Source organism: Deltaproteobacteria bacterium, assembly GCA_016875225.1.
Taxonomy (GTDB): Bacteria; Myxococcota_A; UBA9160; order SZUA-336; family SZUA-336; genus VGRW01.
Map to the genome: position 1 here is coordinate 16867 of VGRW01000038.1, position 17055 is coordinate 33921.

Here is a 17055-nt window from a genome sequence, read left to right on the forward strand (position 1 = left end):
GCGAACGCTCGATGCGGGGTGCTGCCCCGCGGAATCTCGGATCCTCCACCCCCCGATGAAGATCCGGACCGTCGCGGGGCAGCAGCAACCCGCAGCTGACTTAAATCAGACCCACGCCGCGCATGCAAGTGAAATCATCCGGCAAGTTCAGTCGGAGCGCGGCGGAAGATCGACCGAGATCACCTCGAGGCGCTCCAGCAGAGCGGACTCGAAGCGGATCAAGCTCTCGCGCTCGACGTGCATCAGTGGACCGCCGCCGCGGCGCCGGATCAACAGACCGTCGGCGCCCTCGACGAAGTCCACCACCGCGCCTACGTGCTCGACGCCGGTCTCTGTCCAGAGCGTGATCGAGCGTTCGAGTCTGCGCGCGAGGACGAGCTGGATGCTCGCACCGATACAGCGCCGCAAGAGCGCGAGTGCATGCTGCGGATCTCGGCATAGCTCGTACGGATCGCCGGAGACGTGGACCCGACCGGCGCGCAGGATTCGGAGCCACCGCCCGACCCCGTACACGGCGGCGACCTCTCCCGGGCGGCCGAGATAGATGCGGTCCTCGATCTCGGGCGGGCCGCCCCGCTGCGGCGCGTAGCGGACGACGAGCGTCGAAAGCTCGGCGTCGGCGGCCGTCACCACGGCCGCGAGTTTGCGCGTGAGAGGTCGGAGCGCCAAGCCTTCCGACGCTAGCGGAGCGCGTCAGCCCGGCAACTGGACCAGGATGACGTTGTCCTGCGCGCCGCTCGCGTCGATCGCGAAGCTGCCCCCCGCTCGCTCGAAGAGGTCTCGCGCGATCACCACTTCGAGGAACTCGCCGTCCGGCTCGCCCGACGGCCCGGTCAGCACCTCCTCCGGACTGTGGAAGCGAAGCAGGATGCGGTGACCCGCCGCACTTCCCTCTCCCTTCGGTCGCCAGGCGCTGCCGAGATACAGGTCTCCACCTTGGGGAACGAGGCGCAGCGCCAGGTCGAGAAGCGAGCGGATCGCGAGCCGCACGTGGCTCTCGTCGGCGACGAGCGCAGGCGCCTGGGCGTCGAGCTCGCGGAGCACGACCAGTGACTTCGATCGCGCCGCGCTCTGACGCGCGTCGAGCTCCGCGCCCAACGCCGCGGCGAGATCGAAAGGCCGCGGCTCTGCCGGGCCGAGCCGGGCGAACCGCTCGACGCGCTGCAGCGTCTCCTCGAGCCCGCCCAGATCGTGTTCCACCAGAGCCCGCAGCTCGCGCCGGACGTGTTCGTCATCGGGTCGCTGTTCGACGAGGTTCGCGTAGGTTCGGAAGGCCCGAAGCGGCGCGCGAATCGATTGCGCGAGCGGGATCACGAGCTGGCGCGGCGAGAGTCCGGCAGATGCCGCCGGCACCAGATCCGCTTCGAGCTCGAGCAGATCGGCCGGCTCGAGCTCGTCCTCGCCGAGGCCATTCTCCGCGAGGGTCTCGAGCATCAGATCCTCGTCGCTCGACGCCTCGGGCTCGGCCGGAAGCTGCGTCGGCGGCGCCGCTCGAAAACCCCCGCCCCTCGCGATCGGCAGATCCGCCGGGCCGATTCGCGGCCCCGACGCGGCTGCGCAGGTCGCGTCGGCCACGAGGTCGAGCTCGCGCAAGTTCCCCGGCCAGGCGTACTCGGCGAGTAGCTCGCGCGCGTCAGGCTCGAGCGTGAGCTCGCGACCTTGACGCTCGGCGCAGCTTCGAAACGCGGCTTCGATCAGGGCGGCTTCGTCCGTGCGCGCTCGCAGCGGTGGAAGCTCGACGCGAAGCCAGGCGAGGTCGCGAAGCGATCGCGAGAGGCCGCGGCTGCTCGAGGTGGCGGCGATCCAGCGCAGGGGCTCGAGCGCGAGCGCGCCGCTCGCGCCGAGCAGATGCGCGAGCTCGTCCTGAAGCGTGGCCCCGGCGCGATCGACGTCTTCCAGGTAGGCGGTCACACGGCGGCTCGCGGTGCGCGTCATGACCGCGTTCTCTAGCCCGCCCGATGCCAGCGACCGCAGCGCGAACGGCACGAACGCATCGCGCGCGGGCTCGGCCAGATTGTGCACGTAGCGCGCGAGCAGTCCGCGGCGTGTCCCGGGCTCGCCGATCAGCAGGATCGGCCGATGGGCGTTGCGCGGATCGACCGCCTGGCGCAGTGCGGGCAGGTCCAGACCCGCGTAGAGCCGTTCGACCTCTCGCGTCACCCAGAGCTTGCGCGCTCGCTCGCGCAGGCTCTCCGGTCCGTCGTTCGAGCGGAGCAGGTCGCGTGCTCGGGCCTGCAGATCGTCGGGATCGAACGGAAATACGAGTCGGGCGAGTCGCCGGTCGTCGAAGAGCCGCTCCAGGCGTTCGTCGCCCTCGGACCCGGCGTCGACCGCTACGTGGAGCACGGGCGCGGCGGCGCGTCGCCGCTGTGGGATCTGACGCACGAAGGAGAGCACCCGCTCGAGCGCGTCATTGCGGCCGGAGTCATCGCCGACACCGCAGAGGATCAGCAGGTCCGGAGGTGGAGCGCCCTTGAAGCTCGCGGCCTCGGGCGAGCCGAGCCAGACCTCGCCCAGAGCGTCGACGTGGTGGGCCAACGTCGAAGCGAGCGCCGACTCTTCGGATACCACCCAGATCGCAGCCACAACCCCGCCTTCGGGCGCGCGATCCGTCGCGCCGCTCCATCGAGCGCGAGTCTACACCACCCGTGGTGAGGCTCCCCCGCCCTCCGGGGCGCCTTTTCGCGCTCCGATCGCGGCTATACTGGCCGTCCATGCACACCTTTGGACTCGTCCTGCTTCTGGGTTGCACGTGGCTTGCGGCGCCCCGCTTCGCACTCGCCGAGGACCTGTCGAATCTCGATCTCGGCGGCGAATGGTATGTGTTGATCCACTACAAGGACGCGAAGTCCGAGGACAAGTCGATCACCAAGTTCAAGGACTTCGCCTGGTCGATCCGCCAGCAAGCCGACGCGCTCGAGATCGACGAGTACCCGTACGTGCTCTTCGACGAGGGCAGCGAGGAGATCCGCCGCGCGAGCATGCGCGGACACAAGCCCTGGCAGCCGGAGGGCCTGGTGCTCGACGAGCTCTCCAAACACATCGACGTCTCGACCCGCGCGATGCGCTCGAAGCAGCTCGTGGGCAGCACCAAGAGCGGGATGAAGTCGCTGGCGCCAGAAGGGTCGGGCGGCGCGGGAGCCGTGAGCTTCGTGCGGAACTGGGACGTGACCTGGTCGCCCGATCTGGTGCGCGTGAGCGTCGTGGATTCGCTATCGGGCGGCAGCACGATGCTGGGTGGAATGGAAGAGGCGGCGGTCTTCGAGATCAAGGAGCGAGCGTCGGCGGACGAGCTTCGAGGATCCTGGAGCGAGGGTGACAAGGCGGGCAGCCTGCGCATGATTCGTGCGAAGGAGCGCCGGGTGCTGAAGTAGCCCGGCCCGCGATGATGCTCGAGATCCGCGAGGCGCGCCCGGACGACCATGCCCGAGTACTCGAGCTCTGGCTGCGCTTGATCGATCACCATCGCGCACTCTCGCGGGATTTTCCGGCGCTGCCCGGGATCGCCTCGGCGATCGCGAGCGAGATCCGCCGCGCGACCTCGAGTCCCGACTGCCGCCTGATCGTCGCGGAGGGCGAGGGCCGGCTGGTCGGCTTCCTCTTCGCCGAAGTCGAGATCGGCGGCGGATCCCATGCGGAGCCCGCGCCGGGCTGGATCCACGAGCTGTTCGTCGATGCGCCGCAGCGCGGCCGGGGCGTGGCGGCGCGTCTTCTCGCGGAGAGCGACGTCTTCTTCGCAGAACGCGGCTCGAAGAAGGTCTCGGTCCGCGTCGAGAGCAGCAACTCCGAGGCGTTGGAGTACTGGGGCCGGCGCGGTTTCGGCGAGCGAGCGCGCATTCTCGAACGCGTCTCTTAATTTGCTCCGTTCGACCTGCTAACGTGCGCCGCCATGCACCCGATCGCGGCAGAGCTGAACGAGAAGATTCGCGCCGAGAGCCGAGTGACCTACGAGCTGCTCTCCGCGCGCGGCCGCGAGCTCTACTTCCCGAGGGGAATCCTCTCGCAGTCGGCCGAGGCGAAAGAGAAGGCGAACCGCTTCAACGCGACGATCGGGGAGGCGACCGAGGGCGGCGGTCCGATGGTCCTGCCCTCCGTGATCGCGCACGTGGGGGACATCTCTCCCTCCGACGCCGTGCGCTACGCGCCGCCGCAGGGACGAGCCGACCTGCGCGAGGCGTGGCGGAAAAAGCTGCTCGCGGAGAACCCGACCCTGCGCGAGCGCAGCTTCAGTCTGCCGATCGTGACGCACGCGATCACGCACGGCCTGGCGCTGGTCGGTGATCTGTTCGTCGATCCCGGTGACCGGGTGCTGATCCCGGACATGCTCTGGGACAACTACGCGCTGAACTTCGAGACGCGCCTCGGCGGCGTGGTCGAGACGTTTCCAACCTACGACGGCGAACGCTTCAACGTTCCAGCGCTGCGCCGTGCGCTCCTGGCCGGGCCGTCGAAGCAGCTACTGCTCCTGAACTTCCCCAACAACCCGACCGGCTACATGCCCACGCCGGGCGAGGTTGGCGAGATGCGCGATGCCGTGCTCGCCGCGGCGCGCGCCGGCAAGAAGATCGTCGTGATCTGCGACGACGCCTACTTCGGCCTGCTGTTCGACGACGGCGCGATCAAGGAGTCGCCGTTCGGCTGGCTGGCCAACCTTCACGAGAACGTGCTCACGGTGAAGCTCGACGGCGCCACCAAGGAGCTCTTCGTCTGGGGTCTGCGCTGCGGGTTCCTGACGATTGCGCCGCCGCCCGTCGGGAATCCGACCGCGCTGCTCGCGGCCCTCGAGCGCAAGCTCATGGGCGCGATCCGCGCGTCGATCTCCAACTGCGCTTCGCTCTCGCAGAGCATCGTGGCGTCCGCCTTGCGCTCGAGCACGATCGACGTCGAGCGCCGCGAGAAGCTCGAGATCCTGAAGGCGCGCGCGTCGCGCTTGCGCGAAGTGGTCTACCGAGCCAAGTACCGCCCGCTCTGGGACGTCTACCCGTTCAACGCGGGCTACTTCATGTGCATCCGCGTGAAGGGCGTCGACGCGGAGCAGCTGCGCCTGCACCTGCTCGAGAAGTACGGCGTCGGCGTGATCTCGATGGGTGCGACCGACATCCGCGTCGCGTTCTCGTGTCTCGAGGTCGGCCAGATCGAGCCGCTCTTCGAGTGCGTTGCCGAGGCGATCGGAGACCTGAAGTCGGCGTAGCCGCGCGCCGCAGGCCTCAGTCGAGCTCCCGCGCCAGGCTCTCTCCGGCATCGAGAAGCGCCTCGGACGCGCCAGGGGCGAGCAGGCTCTGCAGCACCTCGTAGTGCCAGTGGGCGCGAGGATGCGACAGGTCCGCCGCGTGCGGCAGGTAGCGAAGCCAGCCGTTTGCGATTCCGATCACGGCGCCGATCCGAGCGGGACCGATACGATCGCGCCAGTCGAAGCCGACCTGCGTCGTCGGCTCGAGCGGCAGGCCGAGGAGGACGGCGCGACCGATGCGAAGCACCTGCAATTCCACGTCGAGCTCCCGCCGGTTCATGACGAAAAATGGGGAAGTCTTGTCGCGGACGTACAGACGAACTTGCGCAATCGCCTCGCGCGCCTCGGCCATCGGAAGTCCGCGCGTCGCGCGGCTTGCGAGGTCCCAGAGCTCGGCGAGCCGCGGCAGCGACTCGGCCGTCACGCCGAGAAGCTCGGCGATCCGCAGCTTGCGCTGCTCGAGCTCGGCCCGCGCCGCCTCGGGCGAGCGGTCGCCGAGATGAATCGCCAGTCGAACCGCTCGGGTTCCCGCCGTCACGCGAGCGTCGTCGATCGGGTCGGGCACGGCGCCGTCGAGACTGGCGAGCACCGCGTCGGCGACCTCGCGGCCGAGCACGCGAACGGCCTCGGCACCCAGACCGACGCTCTGGCCCGGAATCGCGAGGTCCATCAGGCCGCGCGTGCGCGGGTCCACGTCCGCGTGAGCGCCGAGCAGGAAGACCGCGATCGCGCCGGTCTCGGCCTCGATCGCGCCGGCCGCTGCGCCGGGCCAGTCGGCGGAGATTTCGAGGCTGTCGTGGCCGCGGACCGTTCCGTGACAGGAATGGCGGAAGAGGACCGCGATCGGCCGGCCCGAGACCGCGTCGATGCGAAGCACCTCGACGCCTTCGTCGATTGGCGCGTCCTCGACGCGGCGATTCCTGCCGATCCGGGCTCGCGTGCGCGTCCAGGCGAGCCCGGCGGGCTCGCGTCCATGCCAGGCCTGGATGGCCGCGGCCGCAATGCCCTCGAGAATCGCCGGCACGTGCGGCGGGGCGGGCCTTCCCGCGAGCAGGTCCGCGAGTCCTGTATCCGGCCCGGAATGAGTGTGAGTGCAGGCGACGAGGATCCGCGGGACGCCGACCCCCGTCGCGGCCGCGATCCGCTCGCGCACCGAGAGCGCTTGCTCCGGGGCCATCAGGCACAGGTCCGCGGAGACGGCGATCAGGCGGTTCGTCCCGCCGTCATCGAGCGCGATCGCCCGGGCGTGCAGCCGGTCTGCGACGGACTGCGCGGTGCCGACCCGGGCGCCGTATCCCATGAGCGACACGCCGAGCTCCGGCGTCAGGTCCACACGCGCCGCTCCCGCCAATCTCGCCAGGTTCCTGCTCCGAGTTGCTGGTTCGAGCCAAGTGCTCGAACTGGTTGTGATTCTGGTCACAGTCTCGAATCGGTCGGACTGCGATACAGATACAGGGAGTTCTCGCCCGTTTGCGGAGGCATAGCATGAGGGGTCTTTCGGCGCTCTTTGCGAGCGGGTTGCTGGTCGCAGCAGCGGCTGTCGCGCCGGTCGCGTCGGCGGATGGCTCCCCATTCCCGATTCTCACCGCCTCGATCGAGCCCGCACCCCGCTCCGAGATGTCGACCCGCTACGGCGATCTCTCGGATCTCCTCGCACCCGAGACGGATCGATCGCTCGATCCCGTGCTCGCGAGTGCGACCGACTCGACGCTCACGATCGCGACCGGTCGCGTGCCCAAGGGCGGAACGCTGGCCGGCGCGCTGCGCGGCTCCGGTGTGAGCCCGATCCTCGTCGATCAGATTGCGCGCGGGCTGCGGCCGGTCTTCGACTTCCGCCGCGCGCGCCCGGGCGACTTCTACGCGCTGATCCGCAGCGAAGCTGGAGAGCTGCTCTCGTTCGAGTACCAGCGCGGACGCGGAGAGATCTACCGCCTCGATCGCAACCCGAGCGGCGGATTGGTCGCGAAGAAGGAAGTCGCTCCGCTGGAGCGACGCATCCTGCAGCTCGGCGGCGTCGTCACGGGATCGCTGTTCAACTCGCTGGTCGATCTCGGCGAGCGCGCCGAGCTCGTCCACTCCTTCACCGACATCTTCCTCTGGGACTTCGACTTCTCGACGCAGACCCGGTCCGGCGACGAGTTCCGCATGGTCTTCGAGAAGTACTTCGACAAGGACGGCTTCGTCCGGTACGGGCGCGTGCTTGCCGCCGAGTACCGTTCGTCGAAGGCGAAGCGCTCCTACGTCGCGGTCTGGTTCGAGGACGAAACCGGCCGCGGCGACTACTTCTCGCCCGAGGGCAATTCGGTGCGCCGCTCGTTCCTGAAGGCGCCGGTGAAGTACAGCCGCATCTCTTCTCGCTACAGCAAGGCGCGGCTGCACCCGGTGCTCCACGTACGCCGGCCGCACGAAGCCGTGGACTACGCGGCTCCCGTCGGCACGCCGGTCTGGTCGGTGGCCAACGGCAAGGTCGTCCACGTCGGTTGGAGCGGTGGGCTCGGGCGCACGGTGAAGGTCAAGCACAGCAATGGCTACATCACCTTCTACGCGCATCTCTCGCGCTTCGCGCAGGGACTGCGCGTCGGCCAGCAGGTCTCGCAGAAGCAGCTGCTCGGCTACGTCGGCATGACCGGCCTCGCGAGCGGGCCGCATCTAGACTTCCGGATCCAGAAGAACGGCCGCTTCTTCGACCCGCTCGCGGTGAAGTTCGAGATGGGTGAGCCGGTGCCTTCGCGCTCTCGCGCGCGCTTCAACCAGATCAAGGACATGCGCCTCGCAGAGCTGCAGGCAGCGGAGCTCTCGGCCGGCCTCGACGCGGCACTCTGACCCGACGCGTCAGGCGAGCTGACGCGAGACGATTGCGGCGACGACGGCGTCGCCCTCCACGTTCGCCATCGTGCGAAACGTGTCGAGGAAGCGGTCGATCGTGAGCAGCAGACCCACGGCTTCGCCGGGCAGGCCTGCCGCCTCGAGCACGATGACCATCGTGACCATGCCGGCACTCGGGATTCCGGGAGCGCCGATGGCCGTTGCGATCGAGACCACGAACACGACGAGCTGACCGCCGAAGCCGAGATCGACTCCGTAGATGGCGGCCACGAAGAGCGCCGCAACGGCTTCGTAGAGCGCGGTGCCGTCCATGTTGACGGTAGCGCCGAGCGGCAGCACGAAGCTCGAGATCTGCGGAGGAACGCCGAGTCCGTCCTCTACGCAGCGGGTCGTGACCGGGAGCGTGGCCGTGCTCGAGCTGGTCGTGAAGGCAACGACGAGCGCTTCACGAATTCCCCGGAACAGAGCCAGCGGCCTGATCCCACCCAGGTACCAGGCCATCGCGGGAAGCGTAACCACGGCGTGAAAGAGCGTTCCGAAGATCACGACACCCGAGAACGCGGCGAGGTTGTCGACGATCACGCGGAAGCTCACGGTCGCGACCAGATGCCCGATCAGAGCGAAGATCCCGACCGGCGCGAGGCGAACGAACCAGCTGATGATCAACATCACGGCCGCCGACGCGCCGGAGAGCGTGGCGATCAGGGACGCGCCGATCGGTCCGAGCTCGAGCAACGCAACTCCGAGCAGGATCGCGAACAGGACGATCGGAAGGATCTTTCCCTCGGCCAGCGCGGCGATCGGGTTCGAGGTCATCTGAGAGACCGTCGCGACCAGGAACTCGCCGAGCCCGGGAGGGCCCTGCGGCGCGGCCGGAACCGCACCGACCGCCTCGCGAAAGAACTCGCTCTGCGCGAGGGCGCTGCCCGCTCCCGGCTGCACCAGGTTCACGAGCAGGAGACCCGTGCCCGCAGCCAGCACCATCGTAAGCAGGTAGAGCGCGAGCGTGCGCGTGCCCAGGCGGCCCAGCTGCCTCGCCCCTCCCATGCTCGCGATTCCGTGCACGATGGAGAGCAGGATCATGGGCGCGATCAGCATCTTCAGAAGCCCGATGAAGAGCTTTCCCACACTCTGCATCGCGTCGGAGGCGGCGGCGTCGAGGAGCCCCGCGCCGACCGCTCGACCGAAGGCCACACCCAGCAGCGTCGCGATCGCGATCTGCCAATTGAGCGAGACGGGCGTCGACAGGCAGAAGACGAGCAGGGCCACGGCGAAGCACGCCCAAGCCAGCGCGGAGTGCCCGGCGATCCCTGCGATTGCGAAGCCGCCGAGCGCCGTCGCGATCGCCAGCCATCCCTTCGAGCCGTTCAAAGCGCCGCGAGTATACCGCCGCGATCCTGGCGGCCCGAATGAAATACACTCGCCAGATGGACAGAGCGCGATTCCGGAAGCTGGCAGAGGATCTTGCGTCTCGAGACCCGGGCCTGGCCGAGCGCATCGGTGTGGTGGACGACGCCGCGCGCCTGCTGCGGGACCAGGCCTTCCACGCCGTCGAGGCGTTCCGCGAGCGAGCGCGCGAGCTTGGCGCGCCCTACCTGGGGAACCTCGAGGTCTCCGCGGTGGAGCCGGACGAGAAGCATGTCGACAGCGTCCAGTTTCGGGTGAGTCGCGGGAGATTCGAGCTGCTCTGCATCGCGATCGCGCAGGATTCCGGGAAGGTGCGCCTGGTGGGACCGTTCAAGCGCGGCAAGCAGGAGGGACCGTGCCACGAGGCGCCGCTGCGCGGCGACGTCGTGGAGAAGGCGCTCGAGGATCGCATCGAGCAGCTCTTGCGCGAGGCGTCGGGCGGTTGAACTCGAGCGTTCTCGTGCGCGTGGGTAGCCGGAATCCCGCCAAGCTCGAGGCCGTGCGGAGCGGGCTCGCCCCGTTCTTCGCGAGCGTCGTGACGGAATCGGCGGAGATCCCGAGCGGCGTCGACGCGCAGCCGCTCGGCTGGGCGGAGATCATCGCGGGCGCGCGCAGCCGCGCGCGCGGTGCTCATCGCGTCGGTCCGTGCGACCTCGCGGCCGGAATCGAGGACGGCCTGATTCCGGTCCCGGACGCGGCGATCGGATGGGTGAACATCGGCTGCTGCGTGCTCTACGACGGGGCGCGCGAGGCGGTCGGATTCACGGCGGGCTTCAGCTACCCGCCGGAGTGCGTCCGCCTCGCGACGGCGACCGAGCGCACGCCGATCGGAGACGCGTTCGACTCGCTCTATCGCGCGCCGGCGGGTCTCTCCGACCCGGGCAGCGCAGCTGGCAACATCGGCCGACTGAGCGGCGGAGTCCTGACTCGCGCCGAGTATGGCGCTCAGGCCGTCGTGTGCGCGTTCGTCCGCTGGCTTCATCCAGACCTCTACCGGTACGCGCCGTGCGCGGGAGCGCCGACATGAGCTTGACGCGGGACGACCCGCGCTTCGAGCATCCGATCGAGGCGGTCGAGCAGCTCGTCGACTTCTTCCGCCAAGGCGAGACGCCGCGTGCGGATTGGCGCGTTGGCACCGAGCACGAGAAGATCGGGCTCTACGCGCAGAGTCTGCGCCCCGTCCCGTACGAGGGCGAGCGCGGGATCCGCGCGCTGCTCGCGGCGATCTCCAGCCGATTCGGCTGGAAGCCCCTGCTCGACGCCGGCATGCTCGTCGGACTCGAGCGCGATGGAAGCACGATCACGCTGGAGCCCGGCGGTCAGCTCGAGCTGTCCGGCGCGCCGCTCGCGTCGATCCACGAGACGGTGCGCGAGTTCCGCGAGCACATCGCGCTGGTGAATCAGGTGTCGGCCCCGCTCGGAATCATCTGGCTCGGCCTCGGCGTGCACCCGATCGCCGGTATCGACGAGATGCCGCGGATGCCTCGCGAGCGGCACGCGATCATGCGCGAGTACCTCGGACGGCGCGACGAGCTCGGCCTGCACATGATGCACGCCACGGCGGGAGTGCAGGCGAACTTCGACTTCGATTGCGAGGCCGACGCCGCGAAGAAGCTGCGGCTCGCGCTCGCGGCTTCGCCGATCTCCTCCGCGCTCTTTGCCAACTCGGGCATCAGCCAGGGCCGTCCGAACGGATTCGAGTCCTGGCGCGCCTGGATCTGGCGCCACACCGACAACGACCGCTGGAGCCTGCTGCCCTTTGCTTTCGAGGCGAGCTTCGGCGCTGGCACGGCCTATCGCGCGTACACGGAGTGGGCGCTCGACGTGCCGATGTTCCTGATCGTGCGCGACGGACGGAGCATTCCCGCCCACGGCCAGACCTTCCGAGAATTCCTGACGAACGGCCGGGACGGAATGCGCGCCTCGCTCGCGGACTGGAACGTGCACCTGACCACACTGTTCCCGGAGGTCCGCCTGAAGCGCGTGATCGAGACTCGCGGGACCGATGCCGTCCCTGGTGCGGCGGTTTGCGCGCTGCCCGCGTTCTGGAAGGGTCTGCTCTACGACGAGACCGCTCTAGAGGCCGGACTCGCGCGGATCCACGCCTGGACCCACGACCAGGTCTTCGCACTGCACGGCGAGGTTGCGCGAGCCGGACTGCAGGCGAGAGCCCCCGACGCCACGGTGCTGGACGTCGCGCGCGAGCTGCTCGCGCTCTCGAGAGCGGGGTTGGCCCGACAGGCCGTGCTCGACGCAGCGGGTCGCGACGAGTCGATCCATCTCGAGCCGCTCGAGGCCGTCGTCGGGCGCGGAAGCAGCCCGGCGCGTGCGGTGCTCGAGAGCTGGAACGGGCCGTGGCAGAAGGCGATTCCCAAGCTGATCGAATACGCGAAGTACTGACTCTGTCGGATCTGGCGAATCGAGATGCCCAAGCCAATCGCGGTTGACCGTTGCGAGCAGCGTCCGATAGGCTACGGCCCGATTCAACGCTGGGCCCGATATCGGGCACCCAAGCACCCACTTCGGAGGCAGTCCAAATGAATCGGTCCGTGCGCGCCGTGTTCGCTATCGCAGTCGCTCTCTGCGTCGGGTTCGCCGTGCAGGCCTCGGCCCAGAGCCAGGCCGAGTTCAAGCGAGAGCTGAAGGCCGGGAAGGATCTCTACAAGGTGCCCGGAATGATGGAAGTCACCGTGAAGTCGATGCGCGGCATGATGATGATGACCGGCAACGTCGCCACGGCAGAGGACAGCAAGAAGGCCGAGGAGATCATCAAGGGCATGCGCGGGGTGAAGGAAGTCCGAAACCGCATCCGCGTGGGCAACGTCGAGGACTGCAGCGCCGCCACCGACGAGACGGTCATGGCCAAGGTCGAGAAGGAGATCGGCAACGACGAGGAGCTGACCCAGGCCAGGCGCAAGATCGACATCCAGATCAAGGACCGGAACCTGGTCGTGAAGGGCGGTCTCAAGGACTACTCGCAGGCCGGCTCGCTGATCAATCTGATCAAGCGCGTGCCCTGCGTGAATTCGCTGAACTACGAGGATCTCGACTACTGATCGCGCGAGCGACCGAGATCCGCTGCGGAAGAGCCGCTGCCGCCAGGCAGCGGCTCTTCTCGTTTTCAGGCCTGGAGTTGACCGAGACCGGCATGGCTCTAGCGTTGCCCGCACGATGAGTGAAGGCGAGACGACCTCGGTCGAGATCGGCGGCGAGCGGGTGGAAGTGCCCGTTCGCGTTCCGGTATTGCCGGTGCGCAATACCGTGATCTTTCCAGGCGTGACGCTGCCGCTGTCGGTCGGCCGCAAGGAGTCGCTCGCCGCAGTCCAACAGGCCGCTCGAAGCGGCGGTTTCCTGGTCGTGGTCACCCAGCGAACCCCCGAGACCGAGCAGCCGCGTCGCGAGGATCTCTACCCGGTCGGGACTCTTGCGAAGATCGTGCACCTCGCGGACACCGGCTCGGGTCTCTCGGTGGTGGCGGTCGGACTGGCGCGCGTGCGACTTCTCGGCTTCACCGAGGTCGGGCAGTTCCAGGAGGCCGAGACGGAGGTTCTTCCGGATCTGCTCGATCGCACCTCGGAGGCGGAGGCCGCGCGTCGCACCGTTCAGCGGCTCGGAAAGGAGCTCGTCGAGCTTCGCGAAGACATCCCGGACGAGGCCGCGCAGATCCTGGATCGTTTCGACGACCCCGCGCGCCTCGCCGACGTGATCGCGTTCAACGGCGCGATGCCCGTCGAGGAGAAGATCGAGCTGCTCTCGCAGCAGGACGTGCTGGCGCGGCTCCGCACGCTGATGCGGTACCTGATGCGCGAGATCCGGATCGCGCAGGTGTCGAAGTCCTTCGCGGAACGCGCGGCGGGCGAGATCGGCGAGGCGGAGCGTCGCAAGCTCCTGCGCGAGCAGCTGCACAAGATCCGAGCGGAGCTGGGCGAGGCGGACGAGCAGTCCGCAGAGGGTGACGAGCTGCGCGAGCGGCTCGAAGCTGCGGACCTTCCCGACGAAGTCCGCGAGGTGGCCGAGCGCGAGGTGAACCGCCTGGCGGGAATGCCCTCGCACTCGCCCGAGCGTTCGGTCACGCGCACGTACGTGGAGTGGATTCTCGATCTGCCCTGGAAGACCGAGACCGAGGACGATCTCGATCTCGCCAACGCGAGGCGCATCCTCGACGAGGACCATTTCGATCTCGAGAAGGTGAAGGAGCGGATCCTCGAGTACATGGCGGTGCGGCACCTCGTCCCCGATCCGAAGGGGCCGATCCTGTGCTTCGTCGGCCCGCCAGGCGTCGGCAAGACGTCGCTCGGCAAGTCGATCGCGCGCGCGATGGGCCGCAAGTTCGTGCGCTGCTCGCTCGGCGGCGTGCGCGACGAGGCGGAGATCCGCGGTCACCGCCGCACCTACGTCGCCGCGCTGCCCGGGCGCGTGCTGCAGAACCTGCGGACGGCGGGAACGCGGAACCCCGTCTTCATCCTCGACGAGATCGACAAGGTCGGAATGGACTACCGCGGCGACCCGTCTTCCGCGCTGCTCGAGGTGCTCGATCCCGAGCAGAACTCGGCGTTCTCCGACCACTACGTCGAGCTGCCGTTCGATCTGTCGCGGGTGCTCTTCATCGCGACCGCCAATCGCATCGACACGATTCCGGCGCCGCTTCTCGATCGGATGGAGATCATCGAGCTGCCCGGCTACACCGCGCGCGAGAAGCTCCGAATCGGACGCGACCACCTGCTTCCCCGCCAGCTCTCCGAGCACGGTCTCGAGCCCGGCTCGATCGAGTTCGGCGACGAACTGCTTCTGCGCCTGATCGACGGCTACACGCGCGAAGCCGGCGTGCGCAGTCTCGAGCGCCAGGTGGCGTCGCTCGTGCGCAAGTGCGCGCTCGCGATCGCGGAGGGAAAGGGCGCGCCGCAGATCGGCCCGGCCGACCTCGCGAGGCTTCTCGGGCCGGCGCAGTTCACGCAGGAGGTCGCGGAGCGAAACGAACGGCCGGGAGTCGCGACCGGAATGGTCTGGACCCCCGTCGGTGGCGACATCGTCTTCGTCGAAGCGGCCCGAATGGAAGGCAAGCCGGAGCTGAACCTCACCGGCCAGATGGGCGACGTCATGCGAGAGTCGGTCGAGGCGGCGCTCTCCTACGTGCGGACGAATGCCGAGGCCCTGGGGATCGATCCGGACTGTTTCGAGAAGACGAAAATCCACGTTCACGTGCCCGCGGGCGGCACCCCGAAGGACGGCCCTTCCGCAGGAATCACCATGATCGTGGCGCTGGCGAGCCTGCTCTCGGGAAAGCCCGTGCGCGGCGACCTCGCCATGACTGGCGAGATCACGCTGCGCGGGCAGGTTCTGCCGGTCGGTGGTATCAAGGGCAAGGTTCTCGCCGCCCACCGCGCGGGGATCAAGGAGCTGATTCTGCCCAGCCGCAACGCAAAGGACCTCGAGGACGTTCCGCCCGAGGTGCTCTCCGCGTTCAAGATCCACCTCTTCGATCAGTCGATCGACGCGGTGCGCGAGGCGATTCCCGGCATTGGCGGATGAGCGACCCGATCCGCTTTCCGCGGACCTCTCCGGCGCCGAGCTGCTTCGGCTCGCGCGCAGCGACAAGGCTGCCGCGAAAGCCGCGGCCGCGCGGATGTCGGTCGAGGCCCAGGCGAGCGCCTGCCAGGATCTCCGGCTCGAGGTGCGCAGCGAGTTCCTGATGCTCGTCGAGCATCCCGAAGATGTCGTGCCGCTCCTGCCCGAAGCCGAGCTGGTCCAGACCGTGCGCGCGGGAGGAATGTCGGAGGCCGCCTGGCTGCTCGAGCTCGCGACCCCCGCGCAGAGGATCGCGGCGTTCGATCTGGACTGCTGGGTCGGCTCGGAGCTCCAGGTCGAGCGGGTGCACGAGTGGCTCGACGCGCTGATCGAAGCCGGGAGACCGACGCTGATCAAGGCGCTGCAGGAGATCGACCTCGAGATCCTGCTGCTGGCGGTGCGCGCCGAGGCCGAGGTCGCGGTCGTGTCCAAGGAGCAGGAGCCGCCGATCGGCTACTTCACACCGGATGGTGTCGTCTACTTCGGGACCGCGCCCGACGCCTCGCCCCACCGCGTCCACGAGATCTCCCACGCGCTCTTCTCCGAGGATCAGCCGCTCTACTGGCGGCTGGTCTACGGGCTGCTCTTCGAGAGCCCGAGCGAGTGCGAGGAGTACGCGCTCCGCTGGCGCACGAACCGGCTTCAGGATCTCGGCTTCCCGGACGTCGAGCAGGCGATGCGCGTGTATCGGCCGCTGCCGGCCGATCGCGTCACCGACTGGGTACCGCCGACATCCGAACGCGCTCTCGTCGACGTCACGACTCTGCCGCGACAGCTCCGAGGCACGCTGCTCGGCGAGGCGCTGGCGAAACTTCCCGCGGCGCGCGCCGCCGACCTGCTCGGATACGTGCTGGGAGTCGCGAACTCCCTGGCCGTGGCGGACGGGCTCGCGCTCTCGGAGCGAGAGTCGGTGCCGCGGGCGCTCGAAAAGGCGGTACGCGGCATCGACACGGGAATTCGCGAGCTATCGCGGGCCCGCGGACAGGCGCCCGAGGAGGTCCTGGATCGCACGGCGCCATTGGATCTGTTTCGCGTGGGCGCGACCGCCGATCCGACCCTGAAGGAGCGCGCGAAGTGACGCAAGCCGGGCACGCTCTCTCAGAGGGTTGGCAGGCGTTCCTGCTGCTCGCGTTCGGCGCCTCCACGTCGCTCGTGATCCTCGCGCTCGGCGGCGCGGGTGCCCGGCCGCTCGATCTCCTGCTTCTGGGTGCGAGCCTGGGCGCGCTGCTCACCGCGGGAATCTGGCTGTGGATCCTCGCGGCGCGGCGAAGCTTCGGCTGGGGTCTGCTGTTCACGGCGACGGCGCTGATTCCGTACCTGAACTTCGTGGTCGCGAGCGTGTATGCGCGGCGCTACTGGGCCGAGGGTGCGCGCAAACCCGCGCTGCTCGCGTTGGGGGCGATCTTCGCCCAGACGATCGCGTCGCTTCGGGTCTTCCTGGTGAGCGTCACTCCCCCGATCTGAGCTCGCGTCCCAGCACCGAGAACAGGTTGCCGAGGATCCGGTAGGTGAGACCCCAAACGGTGTAGCGGTCGTAGCGGATCGCCGGGAACGTGCCTTCGTACTCCGGGCGCTCGAAGCGATAGTCGTAGGCGGAGTCGGGATGCAGGATCCACGGAACCGGAATCCAGACCGTCGACTGGACTTCGACGTTCGGGCGCAGCCGCGGCCGCTCGCTCACCTCGTAGAGGAAGGGCGAGACCACCAGCGGCGCGACGCGCGGGTTGCGGGTGCCGGAGAAGTCGTCGAGCCGTCCGAACGGGGATCCGACCTCCAACCCGACTTCCTCGAGCGTCTCGCGCGCGGCAGTCGCCGCGATGTCGGGGTCGACCGCATCTCGCCGCCCGCCCGGAAACGCCATCTGCCCCGACCACGGGTCGCCTTCCTTTCGGGCGCGCTCGATGAAGAGCAGCTCGGGCTCCCCGCCGCGCGGCTGATGGAAGACCAACGCGACGGCGGCCAGCATCGTCGGCTCGGAGGTCGGCGCTGCCAGCGCGGGGCGGTGCGCCTCGATCCGCATGCGGGGG

The 17055-nt window shown here is 68.8% G+C and carries 15 protein-coding genes; 10 read left to right on the forward strand and 5 right to left on the reverse strand.

Features of this window, described 5'->3' with window-relative positions; all coding sequences use genetic code 11:
• Positions 1-147: 147 nt before the first annotated feature.
• Together FJ108_10725 and FJ108_10730 are read right to left on the reverse strand one after the other, a co-directional pair.
• Positions 148-669, reverse strand: a complete 522-nt coding sequence (locus tag FJ108_10725) for a hypothetical protein (GenBank protein MBM4336370.1) — start codon at positions 667-669, stop codon at positions 148-150.
• 24 nt (positions 670-693) lie between these two features.
• On the reverse strand, positions 694-2586 hold the full coding sequence (locus FJ108_10730) for a hypothetical protein (protein MBM4336371.1): 1893 nt from the start codon (positions 2584-2586) through the stop codon (positions 694-696).
• Positions 2587-2714: 128 nt separating this feature from the next.
• Here FJ108_10730 and FJ108_10735 point away from each other — a divergent pair, with 128 nt between their 5' ends.
• The 3 genes from FJ108_10735 to FJ108_10745 are packed head-to-tail and all read left to right on the forward strand — an operon-like array spanning position 2715 to position 5191.
• On the forward strand, positions 2715-3374 hold the full coding sequence (locus FJ108_10735) for a hypothetical protein (protein ID MBM4336372.1): 660 nt from the start codon (positions 2715-2717) through the stop codon (positions 3372-3374).
• 11 nt (positions 3375-3385) lie between these two features.
• Positions 3386-3856: a GNAT family N-acetyltransferase gene (locus FJ108_10740; GenBank protein ID MBM4336373.1), complete on the forward strand. Its 471-nt coding sequence runs from the start codon at positions 3386-3388 to the stop codon at positions 3854-3856.
• 33 nt (positions 3857-3889) lie between these two features.
• Positions 3890-5191, forward strand: a complete 1302-nt coding sequence (locus FJ108_10745) for an aminotransferase class I/II-fold pyridoxal phosphate-dependent enzyme (protein ID MBM4336374.1) — start codon at positions 3890-3892, stop codon at positions 5189-5191.
• Between the two features lie 16 nt (positions 5192-5207).
• Here FJ108_10745 and FJ108_10750 read toward each other — a convergent pair whose 3' ends face one another.
• Positions 5208-6803: a hypothetical protein gene (locus FJ108_10750; protein MBM4336375.1), complete on the reverse strand. Its 1596-nt coding sequence runs from the start codon at positions 6801-6803 to the stop codon at positions 5208-5210.
• Between FJ108_10750 and FJ108_10755 the strand changes: the two genes are divergently transcribed.
• Positions 6716-8053, forward strand: a complete 1338-nt coding sequence (locus tag FJ108_10755; protein MBM4336376.1) for a M23 family peptidase — start codon at positions 6716-6718, stop codon at positions 8051-8053. The two genes, FJ108_10750 and FJ108_10755, sit on opposite strands and share 88 nt — an antisense overlap.
• 9 nt (positions 8054-8062) lie before the next feature.
• On the opposite strand, the gene FJ108_10760 is transcribed toward FJ108_10755, so the two are convergent.
• Positions 8063-9733 carry a dicarboxylate/amino acid:cation symporter gene (locus FJ108_10760; GenBank protein MBM4336377.1) on the reverse strand — a complete coding sequence of 557 codons (1671 nt, stop codon included), beginning with the start codon at positions 9731-9733 and terminating at the stop codon, positions 8063-8065.
• Here FJ108_10760 and FJ108_10765 point away from each other — a divergent pair.
• The 6 genes from FJ108_10765 (at position 9168) to FJ108_10790 (ending at position 16492) form a co-directional block, all read left to right on the forward strand.
• Positions 9168-10490, forward strand: a complete 1323-nt coding sequence (locus FJ108_10765; GenBank protein MBM4336378.1) for a DUF84 family protein — start codon at positions 9168-9170, stop codon at positions 10488-10490. The two genes, FJ108_10760 and FJ108_10765, sit on opposite strands and share 566 nt — an antisense overlap.
• Complete coding sequence (locus FJ108_10770) at positions 10487-11863, forward strand: glutamate--cysteine ligase (GenBank protein MBM4336379.1); 1377 nt, start codon at positions 10487-10489, stop codon at positions 11861-11863. The genes FJ108_10765 and FJ108_10770 overlap by 4 nt, the downstream gene beginning before the upstream one ends.
• A gap of 137 nt (positions 11864-12000) precedes the next feature.
• Positions 12001-12519 (forward strand): BON domain-containing protein, encoded by a 519-nt coding sequence (locus FJ108_10775; protein MBM4336380.1) that lies wholly within the window; start codon positions 12001-12003, stop codon positions 12517-12519.
• Positions 12520-12634: 115 nt separating this feature from the next.
• The gene (lon, locus tag FJ108_10780; protein ID MBM4336381.1) at positions 12635-14992 is read left to right on the forward strand and encodes an endopeptidase La; all 2358 of its coding nucleotides are present in this window, start codon (positions 12635-12637) and stop codon (positions 14990-14992) included.
• The gene (locus FJ108_10785; GenBank protein ID MBM4336382.1) at positions 14982-16106 is read left to right on the forward strand and encodes a hypothetical protein; all 1125 of its coding nucleotides are present in this window, start codon (positions 14982-14984) and stop codon (positions 16104-16106) included. The genes lon and FJ108_10785 overlap by 11 nt, the downstream gene beginning before the upstream one ends.
• Complete coding sequence (locus FJ108_10790; protein ID MBM4336383.1) at positions 16103-16492, forward strand: hypothetical protein; 390 nt, start codon at positions 16103-16105, stop codon at positions 16490-16492. Before FJ108_10785 ends, FJ108_10790 begins: the two co-directional genes overlap by 4 nt.
• On the opposite strand, the gene FJ108_10795 is transcribed toward FJ108_10790, so the two are convergent.
• Positions 16476-17055, reverse strand: a 580-nt coding sequence (locus FJ108_10795; protein ID MBM4336384.1) for a CoA pyrophosphatase, incomplete at its 5' end; no start/stop codon positions are given. The genes FJ108_10790 and FJ108_10795 overlap by 17 nt on opposite strands.